This window comes from Streptomyces atroolivaceus (genome assembly GCF_000717025.1).
GTDB classification, from domain to species: domain Bacteria; phylum Actinomycetota; class Actinomycetes; order Streptomycetales; family Streptomycetaceae; genus Streptomyces; species Streptomyces atroolivaceus.
The window spans coordinates 136,601-156,033 of the sequence record NZ_JNXG01000006.1 but is presented as its reverse complement, the minus strand read 5'-3'; the positions used below and the strand labels follow the sequence as shown (position 1 = coordinate 156,033).

Sequence of the window (19,433 nt, the reverse complement as noted above, 5' to 3'; positions counted from 1 at the left end):
CTGTCGAGATGCGGGCCACTCGCGGAGGTCCTATCCCTACCTGAACGAAAGTGAACCGAGAATCGGCGCAAGCCGCAGCACCGGGAGGAGTTCCTCATGGCCAGGGCAGTGGGCATAGACCTGGGCACCACCAACTCGGTGATCGCCGTGTGGGAGGGCGGCGAGCCGTCCGTTGTGCCCAACACCGAGGGTAACCGCACGACACCGTCCGTGGTGGCCTTCACCGACACCGGCGAGCGCCTGGTGGGCCAGATGGCCCGGCGCCAGGCGATCCTCAACCCCAAGGGCACCATCTACTCAGCCAAGCGATTCATAGGCCGGCACTTCGACGAGATCTCCGACGAGGCGAAAGCGGTGGCGTACGACGTCGTCGAGGGCGACGGCGGGGCGGCCCGCTTCAAGGTGCGCGACAAGCTGCACGCGCCTGAGGAGATCAGTGCGCAGGTGCTGCGCAAACTGGCCGACGACGCCTCCAAGCAGATGGGGGAGCGCGTCACGGAGGCGGTGATCACGGTGCCCGCCTACTTCAACGACGCCCAGCGCACCGCCACCAAGGATGCCGGTCGGATCGCGGGTCTGGAGGTGCTGCGGATCATCAACGAGCCGACGGCGGCCGCCCTCGCGTACGGCATGGACAAGAAGGAGCACGAGACCGTCCTCGTCTTCGACCTGGGCGGCGGCACCTTCGACGTGAGCATCCTCGACGTCGGCGACGGCGTGGTGGAGGTGCGCTCCACCGCTGGGGACAGCCACCTGGGCGGCGACGACTTCGACCGGCGTCTGGTGGACCATCTCGCAGACGGTTTCCAGAAGGAGAACGGCATCGACCTGCGTAATGACCCGCAGGCGTTGCAACGACTGTTCGAAGCGGCGGAGAAAGCCAAGACCGAGCTCAGTTCGGTGACCCAGACGCAGGTCAGCCTGCCGTTCATCACCGCCGACGCCTCGGGTCCCAAACACCTCACCGACTCCGTCATGCGGTCCACATTCGAGCAGATCACCAGTGACCTCGTGGAACGGTGCCTGGAGCCCGTCCAGCAGGCAATGGCCGACGCCAAGGTCGGTGAGAGCGACATCGACGAGGTCATCCTCGTAGGCGGCTCCACACGCATACCCGCGGTCCAGGCCCTGGTGCGCCGGCTGACCGGCGGCAAGGACCCCAACATGAGCGTCAACCCCGACGAAGTCGTGGCCCTGGGCGCCGCGATCCAGGCCGGGGTGCTCAAGGGCGAGGTCAAGGACGTCCTGCTGCTCGATGTCACGCCCCTGTCGCTGGGCGTCGAGACGCGCGGCGGAGTCATGACGAAGATCATCGAGCGGAACACCACCATCCCGGTGCGGCGTACCGAGACGTTCTCCACGGCCGAGGACAACCAGCCGGCCGTCGATGTGGTCGTCCTCCAGGGTGAGCGCGAGCGTGCTGCCGACAACCGGGTGCTCGGCCGGTTCCAGCTCACCGACATCCGGCCGGCGCCGCGAGGCGAACCCCAGATCGAGGTCACCTTCGACATCGACGCCAACGGCATCCTCAATGTCAAGGCGCGCGACGGCGACACCGGCAAGGAACAGGGCATCACCATCAGCGAAAGCTCCAACCTGGACCGCAGTGAGGTCGAGCGCATGGTCCAGGAGGCCGAACGCAACCAGGGCCAGGACCGAGAGCTCCGCGAGGCCGTCGACGCACGCAACGAGCTCGACGCCGTCGCGTACCAGGTCGAGAAGCGCCTCGCCGAACTGGGCGACGCCGCCCCCGCGCACGAGAAGGCACGCGCCGAGATGCTCGTCTCCGATGCCCGGGCGGCTGTCAAGGAAGAGGCGGGCGTGGAGCGTGTGCGGCCACTGGCCTCCGAACTCCAGCAGGTCCTCGCCGGACTGGCTGCCCAGCAGGGTGCCACCGCCACAGGAAGCCCGGGCCAGGACGCCGCCACCGGCGCTCCCCCGAGCGGTGGCAACGGTGACGACGATGTCATCGACGCCGAGTTCGACAAGGGTTGATGCCGCCATGCCCCGCCACCCCCAAGAACCCGACCGGGCCACGCCGGCCGAACCGGCCCCGGGAGGCGCCGTACACCCTCCGGGCGAGGACTCGCGTCAACCCGGCCCGCCGCCCCGGCCGCAAGCGATCAACGACGAGCCGGGACCCGACGCCGCCGGCCCTGCACCAGCGGAGGACGAGCACAGAACCGCGATGCAGGAACTGGAGGACCGCTGGCGGCGCGCGCTCGCCGACCTCGACAACCTGCGCAAGCGTCATGTCAGGGAGCTGGAGCGGGAGCGGACGGTCGAGCGTTCCCGTACCGCTGCTGCTTTCCTGCCCGTTCTCGACAACCTCGAACTCGCCCTGTCCCACGCCGACGCCGATTCGGATGCGATCGTGGAAGGCATCCGGGCAGTCCGCGACCAGGCGGTAAATGTCTTCGAACTGCTCGGCTACCCGCGGCACGCGGAGACCGGCGTCGCCTTCGACCCGGCCCGGCACGAGGTCGTCAGCGTGGTCGATGACCCCGACGTCGAGCCGGGCACCGTCGTGCAGGTGCTGCGCCCGGGCTACGGAGACGGCGATCGGCAGCTCAGGCCCGCCACCGTTACTGTCGCGAAGCGGGAGTGATCTGTCATGGCACGGGACCTCTACGAAGTGCTGGGAGTGTCGCGGACCGCGAGCCAGGACGAGATCCAGCAGGCATATCGCAAGCTCGCCCGCAAACACCATCCCGACGTCAACAAGGACCCGGCGGCGGAGGAACGCTTCAAGGACCTCAACGAGGCATACAGCGTCCTGTCCGACCCGAAGACCCGGGCACGCTACGACCGCTTCGGCGACGACTTCCGCAAGATCCCCGAAGACTTCGACGACCGGGTCGCGGCCGGAGCGGACGGCGGATTCCGTACCCGTCGGACCGCAGGCGGGGGCGGCCCCGGCGTCCGGTACACCACCGGCTTCGGCGATGGATTCTCAGCTGAGGATGTCGACATCGAGGATCTGCTCGGCTCGCTCTTCGGCGCAGGCGCCGGCTCCGCAGGCGTTCCGGGAGCCGACCAGGAGGCCGAACTGCCGCTCAGCGTCGAGGAGGCGTACAAGGGCGGCCGCCGTACCGTCACACTCGCCGGGTCCACCGGGCAGCCGCGGCGCTACGAGGTCGACGTCCCGCCGGGCGTCACCGACGGGCAGCGCATCCGGCTGGCGGGAGAGGGCGGACGGGGCAGCGGCGCTGCCCCCGCAGGCGACCTGCACCTGCGAGTGCGGATCCGGTCCCATCCTCAGTTCCGGCTGGACGGCCGCGATGTCCACGTGCAGGTCCCGGTCACCCCCTGGGAGGCGGCCCTGGGGGCGACCGTGCCGGTACCCACCCCCGGCGGTGGCACAGCCAAGGTCACAGTGCCTGCCGGCTCGTCCAGCGGCCGTCGGCTGCGGCTGCGCGGCGAGGGCATGCCGAACCCGCGCGGTGCGAACGGCGACCTGTACGCCGAACTCCGCGTCATGGTGCCACCCACGCTTGGCGAACGGGAGCGTGAACTGTTCGAGGAGCTCGCCGCAACCTCCTCGTTCGACCCCAGGAGGACGCGATGAACGACCGACCCACGGGAGCGGCAGGCATCGGCCGGTCAGGTACAGGCGACCGTCCGGCACAGCCGGTCACCTATGCCGCCACCACTTCGACGGCTGCCCGGTATGCGCTTGTTCCCGCCCCAAGACTTTCCCTGGAGGCCGTGGCCCGGCGATCGGGTCTCCATCCTGATCTGGTCCGCCGGTTCGTCGCCCTCGGGCTGGTCGACGCCGAACGCGATGCCGCCGGCCACCTGGTCTTCCACCGCGACGCCCCAGCGGCACTTGCCCGTATCCAGCGGCTGCGCTCCGGACTCTGCCTCAATTACGCATCCATCGGCCTGGTGCTCGACCTGCTCGACCGCATCAGTCTGCTCGAAACCGCCCTGCGCGGCCGCGGCACGAGGAGTGATACACCCCCATGGACATGAACCGTCTCACACAGAAATCCCAGGAAGCCATCCAGGAGGCCCAGACCGCAGCCGGCCGCATGGGGCAGACCGAAGTGGACGGAGAACACCTGCTGCTCGCACTCCTCGATCAGGAGGACGGTCTGATCCCACGGCTGCTGCAACAGGCCGGAACCGAGCCGAACGAACTGCGCGCGGCCGTGCGCGAGGAACTCTCCCGGCGCCCGAAGGTCACCGGCCCCGGTGCGGCACCCGGCCAGGTCTTCGTCACTCAGCGCCTCGCAGGCCTGCTCGACGCCGCTGAACGGGAGGCCAAACGCCTCAAGGACGAATACGTGTCCGTGGAGCACCTCCTGCTCGCCCTGGCTGAAGAGGGCGCATCAACAGCCGGCGGGCGTCTGCTCAGCCAGGCAGTGATCACAAGGGATTCGTTCCTCGGCGCGCTCACCCAGGTCCGCGGCAACCAGCGGGTCACCTCCGCCAACCCCGAAGTGGCCTACGAGGCCCTGGAGAAGTACGGTCGCGATCTCGTCGCCGAGGCCAAGGAAGGCAGGCTCGACCCGGTCATCGGCCGGGACGCCGAGATCCGCCGCGTCACCCAGATCCTGAGCCGCAAGTCAAAGAACAATCCGGTGCTCATCGGAGACCCCGGCGTGGGCAAGACCGCCATCGTCGAGGGCCTCGCCCAGCGCATCGTACGCGGAGATGTCCCCGAAGGGCTCCGCGACAAGATCGTGTTCGCCCTCGACATGGGTTCCCTGGTCGCCGGCGCCAAATACCGAGGTGAGTTCGAGGAACGCCTCAAGGCTGTGCTCAGTGAGGTCAAGGCTGCACAAGGCGGCATCTTGCTCTTCGTCGACGAACTGCACACCGTCGTCGGTGCGGGCGCCGCCGAAGGAGCTATGGACGCGGGGAACATGCTCAAGCCGATGCTCGCCCGCGGCGAACTGCACATGATCGGCGCCACCACCCTCGACGAGTACCGCAAACACATCGAAAAGGACGCAGCCCTCGAACGACGATTCCAACAGGTCCTGGTCGACGAACCCAGCATCGAGGACACCATCTCCATCCTGCGCGGACTGCGTGAGCGCCTGGAGGTCTTCCACGGCGTCAAGATCCAGGACACGGCACTGGTCTCCGCCGCCACCCTCAGCCACCGCTACATCACCGATCGATTCCTGCCCGACAAGGCCCTCGACCTCGTCGACGAGGCATGCGCCCGGCTTCGTACCGAGATCGACTCCATGCCGGCCGAACTCGACGAGATCACCCGCCGCGTCACCCGCCTGGAGATCGAGGAAGCCGCCCTCTCCAAAGAGACCGACCCCGCCAGCAAAACCCGCCTGGAGGAACTGCGCAAGGAACTGGCCGACCTCCGCGGTGAAGCCGACGCCAAACACGCCCAGTGGGAGGCCGAACGGCAGGCGATCCGGCGTGTGCAGGAGCTGCGCCAGGAACTGGAGCAGGTCCGCCACGAGGCGGAGGAGGCCGAACGCGCCTACGACCTCAACCGTGCCGCCGAACTCCGATACGGCCGGCTCCAGGGGCTGGAGCGCCGACTCGCAGCGGAGGAGGAGCAGCTGGCCACCAGGCAGGGACAGCACCGGTTGCTGCGCGAGGTGGTCACCGAAGAGGAGATAGCCGAGATCGTCGCCGCCTGGACCGGCATCCCGGTCACCCGCCTGCAGGAGGGTGAACGCGACAAGCTGCTGCGCCTGGACGAGATCCTCCGCGAGCGCGTCGTCGGCCAGGACGAGGCCGTCAACCTCGTCGCCGACGCCATCATCCGCGCCCGCTCCGGCATCCGCGACCCGCGCCGCCCCATCGGTTCCTTCATCTTCCTCGGCCCCACCGGCGTCGGCAAGACCGAGCTGACCAAGACTCTCGCCCGGGCGCTGTTCGACTCCGAGGAGAACATGGTCCGCCTCGACATGAGTGAGTACCAGGAGCGGCACACCGTCAGCAGGCTCATGGGCGCACCACCCGGATACGTCGGCTACGAGGAAGGCGGCCAGCTCACCGAGGCCGTACGCCGCAAGCCCTACTCGGTTGTGCTGTTCGACGAGATCGAGAAGGCACACAGCGACGTCTTCAACACCCTGCTGCAGATCCTCGATGACGGCCGCATCACCGATGCTCAGGGCCGCACCGTCAACTTCCGCAACACCGTGATCATCATGACGTCCAACATCGGCTCCGAGCACCTCCTCGACGGCGCCACCGCCGAGGGTGAGATCAAGCCTGACGCCCGAGCCCTGGTGATGGGCGAGCTGCGCGGACACTTCCGTCCCGAGTTCCTCAACCGCGTCGATGACATCGTGCTGTTCAAGCCGCTGGGTGAGCGGCAGATCGAACGAATCGTGGAGCTGCAGTTCGACGAACTGCGTCAGCGGCTGGCGGAACGCCGCATCGACGTGGAACTCACCGATGCGGCCCGAGAGCTGATTGCCCACCAGGGCTACGACCCGGTGTACGGGGCACGGCCGCTGCGGCGGTACATCTCCCACGAGGTCGAGACGCTGGTCGGGCGCGCCCTTCTGCGCGGGGACGTCCAGGACGGCGCGACGGTCCGCGTCGACGCCGAACACGGAGAGCTGGTGGTCACCTACGACCAGCAGGAAGAGGCCCGGGAGGCGAGGGCAGCGTGAACACCACACGCACAACGATGGTGACCTGCCCGCACTGCGGGCGCGACAACCGCATTCCTGTTGCCGCCGACGGGCGCCCAAAATGCGGCCACTGCAAGCAGCCGCTGCCCTGGGTCGTCGACGCGGGGGACGACGACTTCACCGAAGTCGCCGACAACGCCGTCCAGCCTGTCGTCGTCGACCTCTGGGCCACCTGGTGCGGGCCCTGTCGCATGGTCAGCCCCGCCCTCGAACAGGTCGCCAGCGACCTCGCCGGACGGATCAAGCTCGTCAAAGTCGACATCGACAGGAACCCAGGAGTCAGTAGGCGGTTCGAGGTCCAAGCAGTGCCCACGCTGCTCGTCCAAGACCGGGGCGAGACGGTCGCCCGACAGGCCGGTGCGGCACCGGCGCACGTCCTGCGTCAGTGGGTCGAGCAGGCCCTGGAAGGCCGGCAGACCACTGCGGGGCGGTGAGTCACCATGGCCAGACCACCACAAGGGCACCCCGGGACCGCACCGTACCCCTCGCACGTCCGATCTCCCCTCCGGTACCGATAGGAGCCTGGAAATGAGTGAAACGACATTCACCTCCTTCGATACCATGGTGGACAAAGCCAATCGGCTCCTCAGGGACATCGAGGAAGCCAACGGCTGGCCCAAGGACCGCCGGAAACAGTCGTACGCCGCTTTGCGCGCCGTCCTGCACCGGCTACGGGACCGTCTCTCCGTCGACGGGGCGGCGCACCTCGGGGCACAGCTCCCTACCCTGATCAGGGGCGTTTACTACGACGGATGGAAGCCGTCGGAGTCACCGGTGAAACTCACCGGCGAGGAGTTCTTCCAGTGCGTGAGGGACGACTTCCCCTACGCGGTGGACGGCGGTATCGAAGCGGTAGTGCAGACCGTGCTGGAGGCCCTGAAGCGCTACGTCAGCGAAGGGGAGTGGAATCACCTCAAGTCCGGCCTGCCCAACTCGCTGGCCGTCGTACTGCCGTAGCCGTCGGGCTGGTCGTCATGGCCTGGGACTCCTGCGTGAGCGCCCGCGACCGGACTGGAAACCATCGCGGGAGCCGCAGCCGAGTGACCATCCACGAGAGGAGAACGTCATGACCACGATTCCGGATCCGCACCTGGCAATGGTGCGGCCAGTGACGCCGCGTACCCCGCAGGGCTGCGAGGAGTGCCTCAGGGAGCACTCCCCGTGGGTGCACCTGCGGCTCTGCCTCACCTGCGGGCACGTCGGCTGCTGCGACTCCTCACCCCTCAAACACGCCCGCCGACACGCGGGCAGTGCCGAGCACCCCATCGTGCAGTCCTTCCAACCGGGCGAGGACTGGCGCTGGTGCTACGTCCACGAGGCTTTGGTCTGATGAGTACTGCCCAGCACAAGAATGGTGCCGCCCGCGAGACGCCGGACCGATACGGGGCGTTCCCGCGCCTGACACCGGAACAGCTTCAGGACCTGACCGCGCACGGTGAGCGCCGCAGGACCACGGAAGGTGAGGTGCTGTACCGGGAGGGCGAGCCGTTCCGGGAGTTCCTCGCCATCCTCAGCGGAACGGTCGAGATCCTTCAGGACCACGGCGGGCCGGAGGAGCGCACGGTGGCGGCACACGGACCGGGCAGGTTCCTGGGTGAACTGGGGATGCTGGAGGGGCAGGCGGCGTTCGACACCGCCATGGTGCGTGAGGCAGGCGAAATCCTGGCGATACCGGTGGAGCGCCAACGCACCTTGGTCGGTCGCGACCCCGTACTCGGCGACTTGATCCTCCGCGCTTATCTGGGCCGGCGGTATCTGCTCATCGGCCTCGGCGCAGGCTTCCGCATCCTGGGATCGTGCTATTCGCGGGACACGCTGCGCCTGCGTGAGTTCGCCGCCCGCAACCGGCTGCCCCACCGCTGGCTGGATCTGGAAAGGGACAAGGAGGCTGAGGCGCTGCTGCGCCGGTTCTCCATCCGCCCCGAGGAAACCCCGGTGGTCCTCTGGAAGGGCGAGCGGGTGCTGCGCAATCCGAGTAACGCCGAACTCGCCAGGCTCATCGGGCTGCCCGCTCCCACGCCGAAGGCCGCCCAGTGCGACGTGATGGTGGTCGGCGCCGGACCGGCGGGACTCGCTGCAGCCGTGTACGGGGCCTCCGACGGCCTCACCACGATTTCCGTCGACGCCGTGGCCACCGGAGGCCAGGCAGGCACCTCGTCCCGCATCGAGAACTACCTCGGCTTCCCGTCGGGCATCTCCGGAGGCGAACTCATCGAACGCGCGGTGCTCCAGGCCCACAAATTCGGTGCCCGTCTCATGGTTCCGGCCCAGGTCAACAGGCTCACCCCGCAGGACGACGAGTACGTGGTGACCTTCACAGACGGGTCCCAAGTCCGGGCGGACGCCGTGGTGCTCGCCTCAGGTGTCCGGTACCGCAGACTCGAGGTGCCCGGCATCGACCGTCTGGAGGGCATCAGCGTCTACTACGCGGCGACCGTGCACGAGGCCAGTCTCTGCGAGGCGGACCCGGTCGCCGTTGTCGGCGGGGGCAACTCCGCCGGACAGGCGGCGCTGTTCCTGGCCCACCACGCGTCCCGCGTCCACCTCCTCGTCCGGGGCAGCGACCTCAACGCGGACATGTCGCGTTACCTGGTGGACCAGGTGGAACGGCACCCGAAGATCGAGGTGTTGCTCCACACCGAAGTCCGGGGCGCCTCCGGGAGGGAGAAACTGGAGTCGCTGAGCGTCGAGGACAACGCACATGGTGAGCGCCGCACGCTGCGGGCCGCCGCGTTGTTCGTGTTCATCGGGGCCCGCCCGCGCACGGAGTGGCTGAAGGGCGTGCTCGCCCTGGACGAGAAGGGATTCGTCCTGACCGGGGCGGACGCCCAGGCTGCCGCCGAAGCGACCCGGTGGGACTCGCTAGGCCGTGGTCCGTTGCTGCTGGAGACCAGCCTTCCCGGGGTCTTCGCAGCCGGCGACGTCAGGAGCGGCTCGGTCAAACGAGTTGCCTCGGCCACCGGTGAAGGTGCCATGGCGATCCGTCTCGTGCACGAGCACCGGGAAAACGCCGGCAACCTGGTCCGCACCGCAGGCCCTGAAGGGCGTCGGACGTGACGGGCCAGTCCGGGCCCTGGCACGGATCCTCTGGCAACCGCGGGCCTACAGCGACCACGACCTGGTCGTATTCCTTGCAGGTGCCGGCATCGCTTGTCCGGAGGCCGTCCAGCCTGGACGACCGCCTTGGGGGAGTGGTGGTGCCCACACGCACGAGTTGAGCGCCGCCTGACCCCGGAGAGACTTGGGGGTCAGGCAGGAATTCCTGCCCGACCCCGCCGGCCGGTCGACGAAGGTCAGCCCTCGAAGGCGGTACCGCCTTCGAGGGCTGGAGCACAATTCGGCAGCGGGCTGTCCTCGCCGGGCGCTGCCGCCGCCGTCGGGAGCGGAGTCCCGGTCTACGCGGGCACGGACCCGGGGTGCAGGACCACCTTCGTCCACCCGGACTGCCGCGTGTCGAAGTTCTCGTACGCGCTGGGCGCCTCGTCGAGCGGCAGCTCGTGCGATACCAGGAACGAGGGTTCGGCCTCGCCGCCGGCGATCAGGTCACGCAGGGCGCGGTTGTAGCGCTTGACCGGTGCCTGCCCGGTGCCCATGCTCTGGCCCTTGAACCACATGAGCCCGTAATCCAGAGGAATCTTGCCCTGGGCCTCCAGATCGTTCTGGGCTTCCTTCCCGCCGGGGTCCTCGGGCAGGAACACGCCGACGACGCCGAGCCGGCCGGTGAAGCGCACCGAGTCGATGAGCTGGTTGAGCGTGAGGGACGCGTCCTCCTGGCCCTGCGGATCGTGGGCCTGGTAGCCGACACACTCGCAGCCGTTGTCCGCGCCGAGCCCGAGGGTGGCTTCCTTGACCACCTCGGCGGGGTCCTCCTTGCTCGTGTCGATGGCGATCGCGCCCACGTGCTCAGCCAGCGCCAGCCGGTCCGGATGATGGTCGGCGACCCACACCCGCCCCGCCCCCTTGAGCACGGCGGAGTACGCGGCCATCAGCCCGACCGGTCCGGCCCCGAAGACCACCGTCTGGTCGCCCGGCTTCACCCCGGCCATCTCCGTGGCGTGGTAGCCCGTCGGGAAGATGTCCGCAAGCATCACGTAGTCCTTCTGCCGCTCGGCGGCGTCCTCGCCCAGCCGCAGCGCGTTGAAGTCACCGAAGGGGACGCGCAGGTACTCCGCCTGGCCACCGGCGTACGGCCCCATCTCCGCGAACCCGTACGCCGCTCCCGCCAGGGCCGGCTCGGGCTGCATGGTGAGGCAGTAGTTCGTCAGTCCCTGCTCGCACTGCTTGCAGAATCCGCAGGCGATGTTGAAGGGGAGGACGACGTACTCGCCCACCTTCACCTTGCTGACCCCGGAGCCGACCTCCACCACCTCGCCCATGTTCTCGTGCCCGAGGCTGCGCCCCTGCTCGAAGGACGTACGCCCTTCGTACATGTGCAGATCCGAGCCGCATATGTTCGTGGAGGTGATCCGGACGATGATGTCGTTGGGATGTTCGATCCTGGCGTCGGGGACCTCGCTGACGCTGACGTCGTGCGGGCCGTTGTACACCACTGCCTTCATGTCGAGCCACGCTTCCCGATCACTCGGCCACGGCCCCGAGTCGCCGTCCCCGGCGGCAGGGCGCGGGTGATCCGCTCACTTCTCCAGGGCACTCGTCGCGGCCGTTCGTCGGCGCCGGTCCGCGCCGGGCTCATCCGACCAGTGTGGCACCGGCCGGACGGCGTGGCGAACGCGCGACGAGCCACCGGGCCGGGTGCCTTAGGGAGGCGGAGTGAATCCAGGGCCGCCCGTCCCTGCCGTCGTACGGCCCAGTGGCTGTGCCCCGGATCTTTGCCGCGCCACCCCTACCCGCAGGACGCTCGTCGTCGCCGCCGTGTTCGTCACCCGGGCAGGACTCATGTGAGTCACCGTCACGGCACGACCACCTAGCCAGGTCGTGTATCGAAAATGGACCCGGGACACTCCGGAGGCTCGTGTGAGCGAGGCCCGGTGAGGGCGCCTGTCGTGCGGTTCCTGGCGCAATCAGGTACTCAGGAAGGGTGGACAAGGACGCGAGCGACCCCTTCGTGCATGTCCGGGGCGCCGGTGAGAACAACCTGCGGAACATCGATGTCGACGTTCCGCGGGACGCGATGGTCGCCTTCACAGGCGTCTCCGGTTCGGGCAAGTCCTCGCTCGCGTTCGGGACGCTCTACGCTGAGGCGCAGCGGCGCTACTTCGAGTCCGTAGCACCGTACGCCCGAAGGCTGTTGCAACAGGTCGGCGCACCGCACGTGCAGGAAATCACCGGACTGCCACCGGCCGTGGCCCTGCAGCAGCGACGCGGGTCACCCAGCTCGCGCTCGACGGCCGGCACCATCACCACGCTGTCCAATCTGCTGCGCATGCTGTACTCCCGCGCCGGCACCTATCCGCCCCGGGCCGCACGGCTGGAAGCCGAGGCGTTCTCACCCAACACCGCGGCCGGCGCCTGCCCGGAGTGCCACGGACTCGGCGTCGTCCACGACGTCGCCGAGGACCTGCTCGTCCCGGACCCCTCGTTGAGCATCCGCGAGGGGGCGATCGCCGCCTGGCCGGGCGCCTGGCAGGGCGCCAACCTGCGCAGTGTCGTGAGCGGTCTGGGGATCGACATCGACCGGCCATGGCGCAGGCTCAGGAAGAAGGACCGGGACTGGCTGCTGTACACGGACGAGCAGCCCTCCGTGTACATCGAGCCGGAGGAGGGCCGCGTCGACTACGGCTACCAGGGCAAGTTCTGGAGTGCCCGCAAGCACGTCATGCACGTCCTCGCCGACTCCAAGAGCGAGAAGATGCGCGAACGGGCGCTCCGGTTCGTCAGGAGTGTGCCCTGCCCGGAGTGTCACGGCAGCGGACTGCGGCCCGAGGCGCTTGCCGTGACCTTCGCCGGACGCTCCATAGCCGAGATCAACGCGATGCCGCTCACCGAGGTCGCAGCGCTGCTGCGGCCGGTCGCGGGGCGGTCCGGGGCAGACGCCACCACGTCGACCGCCCGATCCGGGGAGACGACCGAGGTCGCGGTCCGGATCTGCGGCGATCTGGTCGCGCGGGTCGACGTACTGCTCGACCTGGGCCTCGGATATCTCAGCCTCGGGCGCCGCTCGACGACACTGTCGCCGGGCGAGGCGCAGCGCCTGCGGATCGCCACGCAGCTGCGCTCGGGGTTGTTCGGCGTCGTCTACGTCCTCGACGAACCCTCCGCGGGCCTGCACCCGGCTGACGCGGAACCGTTGCTGGACGTGCTGGACCGCCTGAAGGCGGCGGGCAACTCGCTCTTCGTCGTGGAGCACGACATGGACGTCGTGCGGCGGGCGGACTGGGTGGTGGACATCGGCCCCGGCGCCGGCGAGGGCGGCGGGCGCGTGCTGTACAGCGGCCCCGTCGCCGGTCTTGAGCGGGTGGAGGAGTCGGCCACGAGCACGTACCTTTTCGGGCGCGTCGAACCCCTCGATCACCGCCCGCGCACACCGCATGGCTGGCTGCACCTGAGGGGCGTATCCCGCCACAATCTGCACGATGTGTCCGCCGACGTACCGCTCCGCGTCCTGACGGCGGTGACGGGCGTGTCCGGTTCCGGAAAGTCGACGCTGGTGACGCAGGTGCTCGCCGAGGTCGTCCGAGGTCACCTCGGACTGGTCCTCGAGGAGCCCGACGAGGCGCAGCTGGAGGTTGACGTCCAGGACGCTTCGGGGGTCGAGTCGTTCGACCGGCTGGTCCGGGTCGACCAACGGCCCATCGGCCGGACTCCCCGGTCCAACCTGGCCACGTACACGGGGATGTTCGGTGCGGTGCGCAAGCTGTACGCGGCCACGGACGAGGCCAGGGCACGCGGCTACTCGGCCGGGCGGTTCTCCTTCAACGTGGCCGAAGGGCGGTGCGAGACCTGCCAGGGCGAAGGTTTCGTCGCGGTGGAACTGCTCTTCCTGCCTGGCACCTACGCGCCGTGCCCAACCTGCCAGGGCGCCCGGTACAACGCCGAAACGCTGGAAGTCACCTACCGCGGCAAGAACATCGCGGAAGTGCTGGGGCTGTCCGTCGATGCCGCCGCCCAGTTCCTGTCCGCCGTCCCGGCCGCCTCCCGCAGTCTGGAGACGTTGCGCGAGGTGGGACTGGGGTACCTGCGACTGGGACAGCCCGCGACGGAACTCAGCGGTGGTGAGGCGCAACGCATCAAACTGGCCACCGAACTGCAGCGAGCCCGCCGAGGCCACGCGCTCTACCTGCTTGACGAGCCGACGGCTGGGCTGCACCCCTCGGACGTCGCACTGCTGCTGCGACAGCTGCACCGGCTCGTCGACGCGGGCAACACGGTCGTCCTCGTCGAGCACGACCTGGACACGATCGTCACCGCCGACTGGGTCATCGACCTCGGGCCGGGCGGCGGCGACGCCGGCGGGAGGGTGGTAGCGGCGGGGCCGCCGGCCAAGGTGGCGAGGGCCCGCCGCAGCGCCACCGCGCCCTATCTCGCGGCCCGGCTCGCGGCATCCTGACGACGGCGCGAGGTGGGAGAACCGGTCACAGGGCGCAGGCCCCGTACTGGGAGAACGAGGAGATCTGGACGTGCCGCCTGCACCGACCGGCGGGGGCCAGCGTGTCATCGCAGCGCCGAGGCCACCCCGGGGGCATTCTGTGGACACTTGCGGTCGCGGGGACAGACAACGAGAAGGATCCAGTCATGCAGGCGTCGTCGCAGGGCGTTACGGTCGTGGCCCTCCTCGCGGACCCGGACGCACCGACCGAGGTTGCGAAGCGCCTGGCACGGGCCCTTCCTGCTCGGCTCGCCGCCAAGTCAGGCCACGGGCTACGGTTCGACGTCGAAGTGGTCAGCGAGCCCTTCACCGCAGGGGCTGAGGACCCGCCCACCCTGATGCGCCGGATCGTGGACCGCGGTAGTGCGGAGAACTGGGACATCGTCGTGGCTCTTACCGACCTTCCGCTGCACTCACACAGGCGCAAGCTCGTCGTGGATCTGAGTCACGAACACGGAGTGGCGTTGTTGTCCCTTCCATCGCTGGGGGGCTGGCGGCTGCAGAGAAAGGCCCGGCGGGCCGTGGAAGAAGTCGTGATCAGCTTGGCAGGCCGGCGCGCCACCGGGGCTGCGGGAGCTCCACGGAGCCAGCAACCGATGGGGCCCTTCGCCGGTCGTCTCGCACCTATCCATCCCGGACCGGTCGATGAGGAGGAGTTCGCCGATCTGCGCTACGTCGCCAGCGGGCCGCGTGGTTACCTCAGGGTGCTCGCCGGTATGGTCCGCGCCAACCGGCCGTGGCGGCTGGTGCCGGGCCTTTCGAAAGCCCTGGCGGCCGCACTCGCCACGGGAGCCGTCGCCACCGTGAACTCCACCGTCTGGAGCCTGGCCGCGTCCCTGAGCACGCCACGCCTCGTCATCGCCACGGTCGGTTCCGTCGGGCTCATGATCGGCTGGCTGATCGTGGACGCGAACCTGTGGCATCGAACAGCGGAGGCTTCGCCGGAGGCGAGGCAGAGGGCGGCTCTCTACAACACCTCGACCGTACTGACCGTGGGTATCGGGGTACTCGTCTGCTACGCGGGCCTGATGGTCATCAACTTCGTGTGGGCGCTGTTCATCCTCAACGACCAAGTGTTCGCTTCCATGACACGAACCCCGTTGAACGCCACGGACTACTGGACGCTGTCATGGTTCGTGGCTTCGACCGCAACAGTGGGCGGCGCGCTGGGATCAGGCTTGGAGAGCGACGAAGCAATCCGAGCAGCCGCCTACTCCAAGCGCGAACAGGAACGTCGCCACATGCTCCAGGACGACAACGATGGCTAGCTGCATGAACACGCACAGGGGCCGATGGCGATGGAGTACGGCTCGCGCCCGTCTCCTGGGCGGCGCCGATGACCCGAACGTGATGGTGCGTCTGGTGACCGGGCTGGCGGAGGGCACATCGGTTGTTCATCGGTACGTAGGCTGGTCGGTGTTTGCCGGAGCTTCGGCCAGAGGCGTCCGCAGTAGCAGCGTTCAGTCCCAGGAACTGCGGCCTTCACCCTGCTTCTGCACCGCCCTGGAGGCCCTACCGCACGACGGCCGAATCGACGAGAGGCCGACGCGCCCCGGCTTGGCCTCCCGGCTGGGCTCACGTCCGTGACGTGGACGCGGGCCTTCAGGGAAGTCCTTCGATCCGGGCTCAAAATCGAGGAGACGCGGCTGGAGCCTCTGCTCGCGCTGCGCACGGCCGTCGGTGTGGCACTCGTCATCGGGCCGGCCCTATGGCTCGGCTCCCCTGCCTACGCCGCATCCGCCGCCCTCGGCGCTTTCTCGGCGGGTGGGGCCACCTTCCAGCGCACCTGGCGCCCGCGCAAGGCGATTGCGCTCGGCGCCGGCGCTGGGCTGGCGCTCAGTACCCTGGTGGGTTACCTGGCGGCGGGGCAACTCGTCACGTTCCTTCCGCTGCTGGCCCTGTGGACCTTTGGCGCGGGGTTGGCGTGGGCAGTCGGATCGACCGCTGGGATCATCGCAGCGACGACGGTCGGCAGCATGCTGGTGACCATCACCCTGCCCACGAGCGTCGGACGAGCCCTGGAGCACGCCGGAATCATCGCGCTCGGGGGAGTGGTGCAGGCCGTGCTGATCTTGCTGTTCCCGATCCGCCGATGGGGGGCACATCGTGACGCGCTCGCCGACGCCCTGGCCGCCGTGGCGGACTACGCCCGCCGGCTCCGCCACGACCCGACCGCCCGGTTCGACCCGGAGCCCTTGATGACAGCCCGCGACGCAGCCGCCGTCACGCCATCACAGGCTCGCACCCGCCCCACCGTCCTCCACGGGCCGCGAGGACTTGCCGAGCGCATTGTGCCGGCCATCGCTGCGCTCGCCGACCCGGACGTCGGCGCCCCGGCGGAGGGACCTGGGAGGGACCGCGCGCGGGAGTTGCTCGATGCGGCCGCCGACGTGTTGGATGCTGCCGCCCGGTCGATCCGCCGCGGCACCCCCGTCGAGGTACCGCCCAAGACTGTGGACCTCCTGCGTGGAGACGAGGAGCACGAGGTGCTCGAGGGGCCCGCGCGGCAGGCCGCCGAGAGGCTCGCGGCACTGCTCGGTGAGGCGCTGGAGATCGCTGAGTGCGGCAACGCGCACAGAAGGACGCCCGCGCAACATGGCCCCGCATACGTTCAGTTCCTGGTGCGCCCGACCATGTTCCGGCTGCTTCCGGTCATCGTGCGGGCGGTCCGTCGTGAGCTCCACCACGACTCGCCCGTCTTCCGGCATGCCGTTCGGCTGGCGGCGGTAGCCACGCTCGGCTATCTCATCGCCGACCGGCTGCCCCTAGGCCACGGTTACTGGGCACCCATCGCCTCGGTGATGGTGATGCGTCCGGACTTCCACCGGACGTACGCGCGTGCGGTCGCCCGTCTCGCCGGGACTCTGGTGGGGGTCGTGCTCGCCACCGGAGTGGTGCGGACCCTGGGCCCGGACGCCCATGTGTTCGGTGCGCTGGCGGTGGTCTCGGCGGGCCTGTCGTACACCCTGATCCGCACCGGCTACGCCTACTCCCAGTGCTTCACTGCCGCGTACGTCGTCTTCCTGCTCGGCATGGGCGGCCAGGCATGGGAACAGACAGTCCCGGAACGGATGGTACTCACTCTGCTGGGCGGAGCCCTGGCAATGCTGGCCTACGCGGTGTTCCCTGCATGGGAGACGCCCCGGCTGCCGGAACGGCTTGCGGACTGGCTCGCCGCCAACGGCCGCTACGCGGCCGCAGTGCTCCGCAACTACGCCGGACCGACCAGGGAACGCCGTGCCGACATGCGCAGTGCCCAATTGGCGAGCAGAAAAGCGCGTGCCGCCTGGCAGGAGGCATACGACCGGGCAAAGCAGGAACCGGTCCGCCCCAGGGGCCTGACTTCGCGTGAGGCGGAGGAGGCACAGGAGGCACTCAAAGGGTTCGACAGGGCAGCAACGCTCATGGAGAACCGCGTCCCGCAGGACGACAACCCTTTCGCTCTCGAGGCAGAAGGGCTCGCCAAGGCCCTGGAAACGGACACGGCGCAGGCGGCAGCCGACATGCGCGAGCACAGGGAACCGGACTGGGGACGCGTGGAGAAAGCTCTCCAGGTGTGGGAGGGCGCCGGTGCCCGGAGACCAGCGCTACGACGCGAGGCGGACCTGCAGAAGCGCGCCCTGGAGGACCTCGCGACAGCCGTAAGCCGCACCCCCCTGGAGCGCGACGTCGGCTCCGTGCGCGAGGAGCAGCGGGTGCGGGAGGCCATGGAGGCTGAAGGCGGTGGCTCAGAACCCGCGCACCGGGGTGGGTGACGTTCCGACGACGACAAGCGTCGGCCCTCCTGGAGAGGCAACAGTCTTCCGGCCGCGAGCCAAGCGCCCGCGTCCTGACCGAGCACTGCCGCGCCGTGGGAGCAGCGGCAGTCACCCGGCCACAGCTCTGCGCCTCGGTGTCACCAGCCACTTCTACGCCCGCAAGACCTCCCAGGACGCACGCCGCAACGTCTACCCGCACTACCGCGAATACCTGCGGCCCAAGACCCCGGGCGGCCGCGGCCGGCTGATCGGCCAGGAGAGGTCGCCACGGGGGAGGGGCGGCAGACCAGGTTCACCTGGAGCGACGCCAAGGTCGCCTCCCTGAACCGCGTGGTGAACAACTCCACCGGAGCAGGCAACACCTCCGTGTTCAACTGGGCGCTGGGCCCGGACAACACCAGCAGTGAGGGCTTCGTCCAGATCACCGACCCGCGAGGGAAGAACACCCTCGAGACGGTCGACGGCTACTGGCGCACCAAGACGACCGAGGACCCCCTCGGGCACAAGCGCTCGAAGTCCTGGGGCCCGGACAACGACATCGCCACCGCCACCGACGCGATGGGCGCCTCCCCGAGGACGGCAACGTAGCCAGTTACACCCAAGACGAGGCCTTCAATCCGAATCCGTCGCCATCCCCACGGGAACCTCGGCGACGGCGACGTGAGTGGAGAAGGGCAGCGGCTACTTCCCCGAAACGGCCACCTCTGCGAGCGCGGAGAAGACCACCAATGCCTACGACACATCGGGGAGCCTGCTCACCTCCACCGACCCCACCTCCCTGGTCGAGCAGATCAACGGTAACGCTCCGTTTTTCGACCCGTCCGCCGACGAGAAGCACCGTGTGCGTCCATGGCCGGTCGACTTCGGTGAACAGTGGCTGGCGCGCCTGGGTCCCATGATGATCCCCGGTATCCGGCGCGGATCCGCCCACCTCGAGCCCTCCGTCGAGTCTGTGCGGTGGCGCGCCCGCCGTCCCGTCCACCCGCAACGCCTGGCCGACGCCCTCGCCAAGGTCATGAGGGGAGTCGTACGCAGCCGAGGCCATCCGTGGCTTTCCAGCCGTCCCGATTCCGTGGTCACCTGGCGCTCCGCGGGCGCACACCTGGACCTGCGAGAGGCGGGCAGGTGGCTGGAGCAGGAGGAAACGCGCGCTTGGCAGGCCGCCACACCTCAGAGACGCACCCTCGCGTCGTGGTTCTGGCACGACTGTTACGGGGAGCGGCGCAACGAGATTGTCCTCACCGGAGTGGATCTCGATAAGCAGGCCACCCGACTGGCGCTCGACGAGGTTCTGCTGACCGACCGTGAGCTGGCGCAGGGCAGGGATGCGTGGGCGGCGGTGCCCGGCCCGTTGCTCGGGTGACGGCCCCCCGGTGGAGGGGAGTCCTGCGACAGGCGCAAACGGACCCCGTCGACCGATGTCATGGTCGGCGGGGCCCACTCGTATGCGGTACGGGCCGGACCGAACGATGCCGTGGCTGCGACCACCGCCCGGCCCGGAGT

General features: G+C 69.0%; 15 protein-coding genes. 14 read left to right on the top strand and 1 reads right to left on the bottom strand.

Going from position 1 to position 19,433, the window contains the following annotated elements:
- The first annotated feature begins 96 nt into the window (after positions 1 to 96).
- The 9 genes from dnaK to OO67_RS15345 all read left to right on the top strand — a co-directional run bounded on the left by dnaK (position 97) and on the right by OO67_RS15345 (position 9,683).
- Positions 97 to 1,995 carry a molecular chaperone DnaK gene (gene dnaK, locus OO67_RS15385; protein ID WP_033300584.1) on the top strand — a complete coding sequence of 633 codons (1,899 nt, stop codon included), beginning with the start codon at positions 97 to 99 and terminating at the stop codon, positions 1,993 to 1,995.
- Positions 1,996 to 2,002: 7 nt separating this feature from the next.
- A complete protein-coding gene (locus OO67_RS15380) occupies positions 2,003 to 2,608 on the top strand; it encodes a nucleotide exchange factor GrpE (RefSeq protein WP_033300583.1) in 606 nt (201 codons plus the stop codon).
- Between the two features lie 6 nt (positions 2,609 to 2,614).
- Positions 2,615 to 3,568, top strand: a complete 954-nt coding sequence (locus OO67_RS15375; protein WP_033300582.1) for a DnaJ C-terminal domain-containing protein — start codon at positions 2,615 to 2,617, stop codon at positions 3,566 to 3,568.
- Positions 3,565 to 3,975, top strand: a complete 411-nt coding sequence (locus OO67_RS15370; RefSeq protein WP_033300581.1) for a chaperone modulator CbpM — start codon at positions 3,565 to 3,567, stop codon at positions 3,973 to 3,975. Before OO67_RS15375 ends, OO67_RS15370 begins: the two co-directional genes overlap by 4 nt.
- The gene (gene clpB, locus OO67_RS15365) at positions 3,966 to 6,605 is read left to right on the top strand and encodes an ATP-dependent chaperone ClpB (RefSeq protein ID WP_033300580.1); all 2,640 of its coding nucleotides are present in this window, start codon (positions 3,966 to 3,968) and stop codon (positions 6,603 to 6,605) included. Before OO67_RS15370 ends, clpB begins: the two co-directional genes overlap by 10 nt.
- On the top strand, positions 6,602 to 7,060 hold the full coding sequence (trxA, locus tag OO67_RS15360; protein WP_033300579.1) for a thioredoxin: 459 nt from the start codon (positions 6,602 to 6,604) through the stop codon (positions 7,058 to 7,060). The genes clpB and trxA overlap by 4 nt, the downstream gene beginning before the upstream one ends.
- Positions 7,061 to 7,154: 94 nt before the next feature.
- A complete protein-coding gene (locus OO67_RS15355) occupies positions 7,155 to 7,583 on the top strand; it encodes a DUF2267 domain-containing protein (protein WP_033300578.1) in 429 nt (142 codons plus the stop codon).
- A gap of 109 nt (positions 7,584 to 7,692) precedes the next feature.
- The gene (locus OO67_RS15350; RefSeq protein WP_033300577.1) at positions 7,693 to 7,956 is read left to right on the top strand and encodes a UBP-type zinc finger domain-containing protein; all 264 of its coding nucleotides are present in this window, start codon (positions 7,693 to 7,695) and stop codon (positions 7,954 to 7,956) included.
- The gene (locus OO67_RS15345; RefSeq protein WP_033300576.1) at positions 7,956 to 9,683 is read left to right on the top strand and encodes an FAD-dependent oxidoreductase; all 1,728 of its coding nucleotides are present in this window, start codon (positions 7,956 to 7,958) and stop codon (positions 9,681 to 9,683) included. Before OO67_RS15350 ends, OO67_RS15345 begins: the two co-directional genes overlap by 1 nt.
- Before the next feature lie 338 nt (positions 9,684 to 10,021).
- On the opposite strand, the gene OO67_RS15340 is transcribed toward OO67_RS15345, so the two are convergent.
- Positions 10,022 to 11,185: a glutathione-independent formaldehyde dehydrogenase gene (locus tag OO67_RS15340; RefSeq protein ID WP_033300575.1), complete on the bottom strand. Its 1,164-nt coding sequence runs from the start codon at positions 11,183 to 11,185 to the stop codon at positions 10,022 to 10,024.
- Positions 11,186 to 11,664: 479 nt separating this feature from the next.
- Here OO67_RS15340 and uvrA point away from each other — a divergent pair, with 479 nt between their 5' ends.
- From uvrA to OO67_RS35695, 5 genes are all read left to right on the top strand, one after another.
- Positions 11,665 to 14,133, top strand: coding sequence for an excinuclease ABC subunit UvrA (gene uvrA, locus OO67_RS15335; RefSeq protein WP_033300574.1), 2,469 nt, complete (start codon positions 11,665 to 11,667; stop codon positions 14,131 to 14,133).
- Positions 14,134 to 14,318: 185 nt separating this feature from the next.
- Positions 14,319 to 15,440, top strand: a complete 1,122-nt coding sequence (locus OO67_RS15330; protein WP_033300573.1) for a hypothetical protein — start codon at positions 14,319 to 14,321, stop codon at positions 15,438 to 15,440.
- A gap of 315 nt (positions 15,441 to 15,755) precedes the next feature.
- The gene (locus OO67_RS15325; protein ID WP_033300572.1) at positions 15,756 to 17,927 is read left to right on the top strand and encodes an FUSC family protein; all 2,172 of its coding nucleotides are present in this window, start codon (positions 15,756 to 15,758) and stop codon (positions 17,925 to 17,927) included.
- Positions 17,928 to 18,260: 333 nt separating this feature from the next.
- Positions 18,261 to 18,518 carry a hypothetical protein gene (locus OO67_RS39780; protein WP_033300571.1) on the top strand — a complete coding sequence of 86 codons (258 nt, stop codon included), beginning with the start codon at positions 18,261 to 18,263 and terminating at the stop codon, positions 18,516 to 18,518.
- 76 nt (positions 18,519 to 18,594) lie between these two features.
- Positions 18,595 to 19,293, top strand: coding sequence for a CobW C-terminal domain-containing protein (locus tag OO67_RS35695; RefSeq protein WP_051709426.1), 699 nt, complete (start codon positions 18,595 to 18,597; stop codon positions 19,291 to 19,293).
- The last annotated feature ends 140 nt before the right edge of the window (positions 19,294 to 19,433 follow it).

Bases quoted from the DNA above. Each gene is read 5' to 3' on its own strand.
- OO67_RS15345 (WP_033300576.1), top strand. From the start codon at position 7,956: ATGAGTACTGCCCAGCACAAGAATGGTGCCGCCCGCGAGACGCCGGAC.
- OO67_RS15370 (WP_033300581.1), top strand. From the start codon at position 3,565: ATGAACGACCGACCCACGGGAGCGGCAGGCATCGGCCGGTCAGGTACA.
- OO67_RS15330 (WP_033300573.1), top strand. From the start codon at position 14,319: ATGCAGGCGTCGTCGCAGGGCGTTACGGTCGTGGCCCTCCTCGCGGAC.
- OO67_RS15355 (WP_033300578.1), top strand. From the start codon at position 7,155: ATGAGTGAAACGACATTCACCTCCTTCGATACCATGGTGGACAAAGCC.
- OO67_RS15340 (WP_033300575.1), bottom strand. From the start codon at position 11,185: ATGAAGGCAGTGGTGTACAACGGCCCGCACGACGTCAGCGTCAGCGAG.
- OO67_RS15375 (WP_033300582.1), top strand. From the start codon at position 2,615: ATGGCACGGGACCTCTACGAAGTGCTGGGAGTGTCGCGGACCGCGAGC.
- OO67_RS15380 (WP_033300583.1), top strand. From the start codon at position 2,003: ATGCCCCGCCACCCCCAAGAACCCGACCGGGCCACGCCGGCCGAACCG.
- dnaK (WP_033300584.1), top strand. From the start codon at position 97: ATGGCCAGGGCAGTGGGCATAGACCTGGGCACCACCAACTCGGTGATC.
- OO67_RS15350 (WP_033300577.1), top strand. From the start codon at position 7,693: ATGACCACGATTCCGGATCCGCACCTGGCAATGGTGCGGCCAGTGACG.
- clpB (WP_033300580.1), top strand. From the start codon at position 3,966: ATGGACATGAACCGTCTCACACAGAAATCCCAGGAAGCCATCCAGGAG.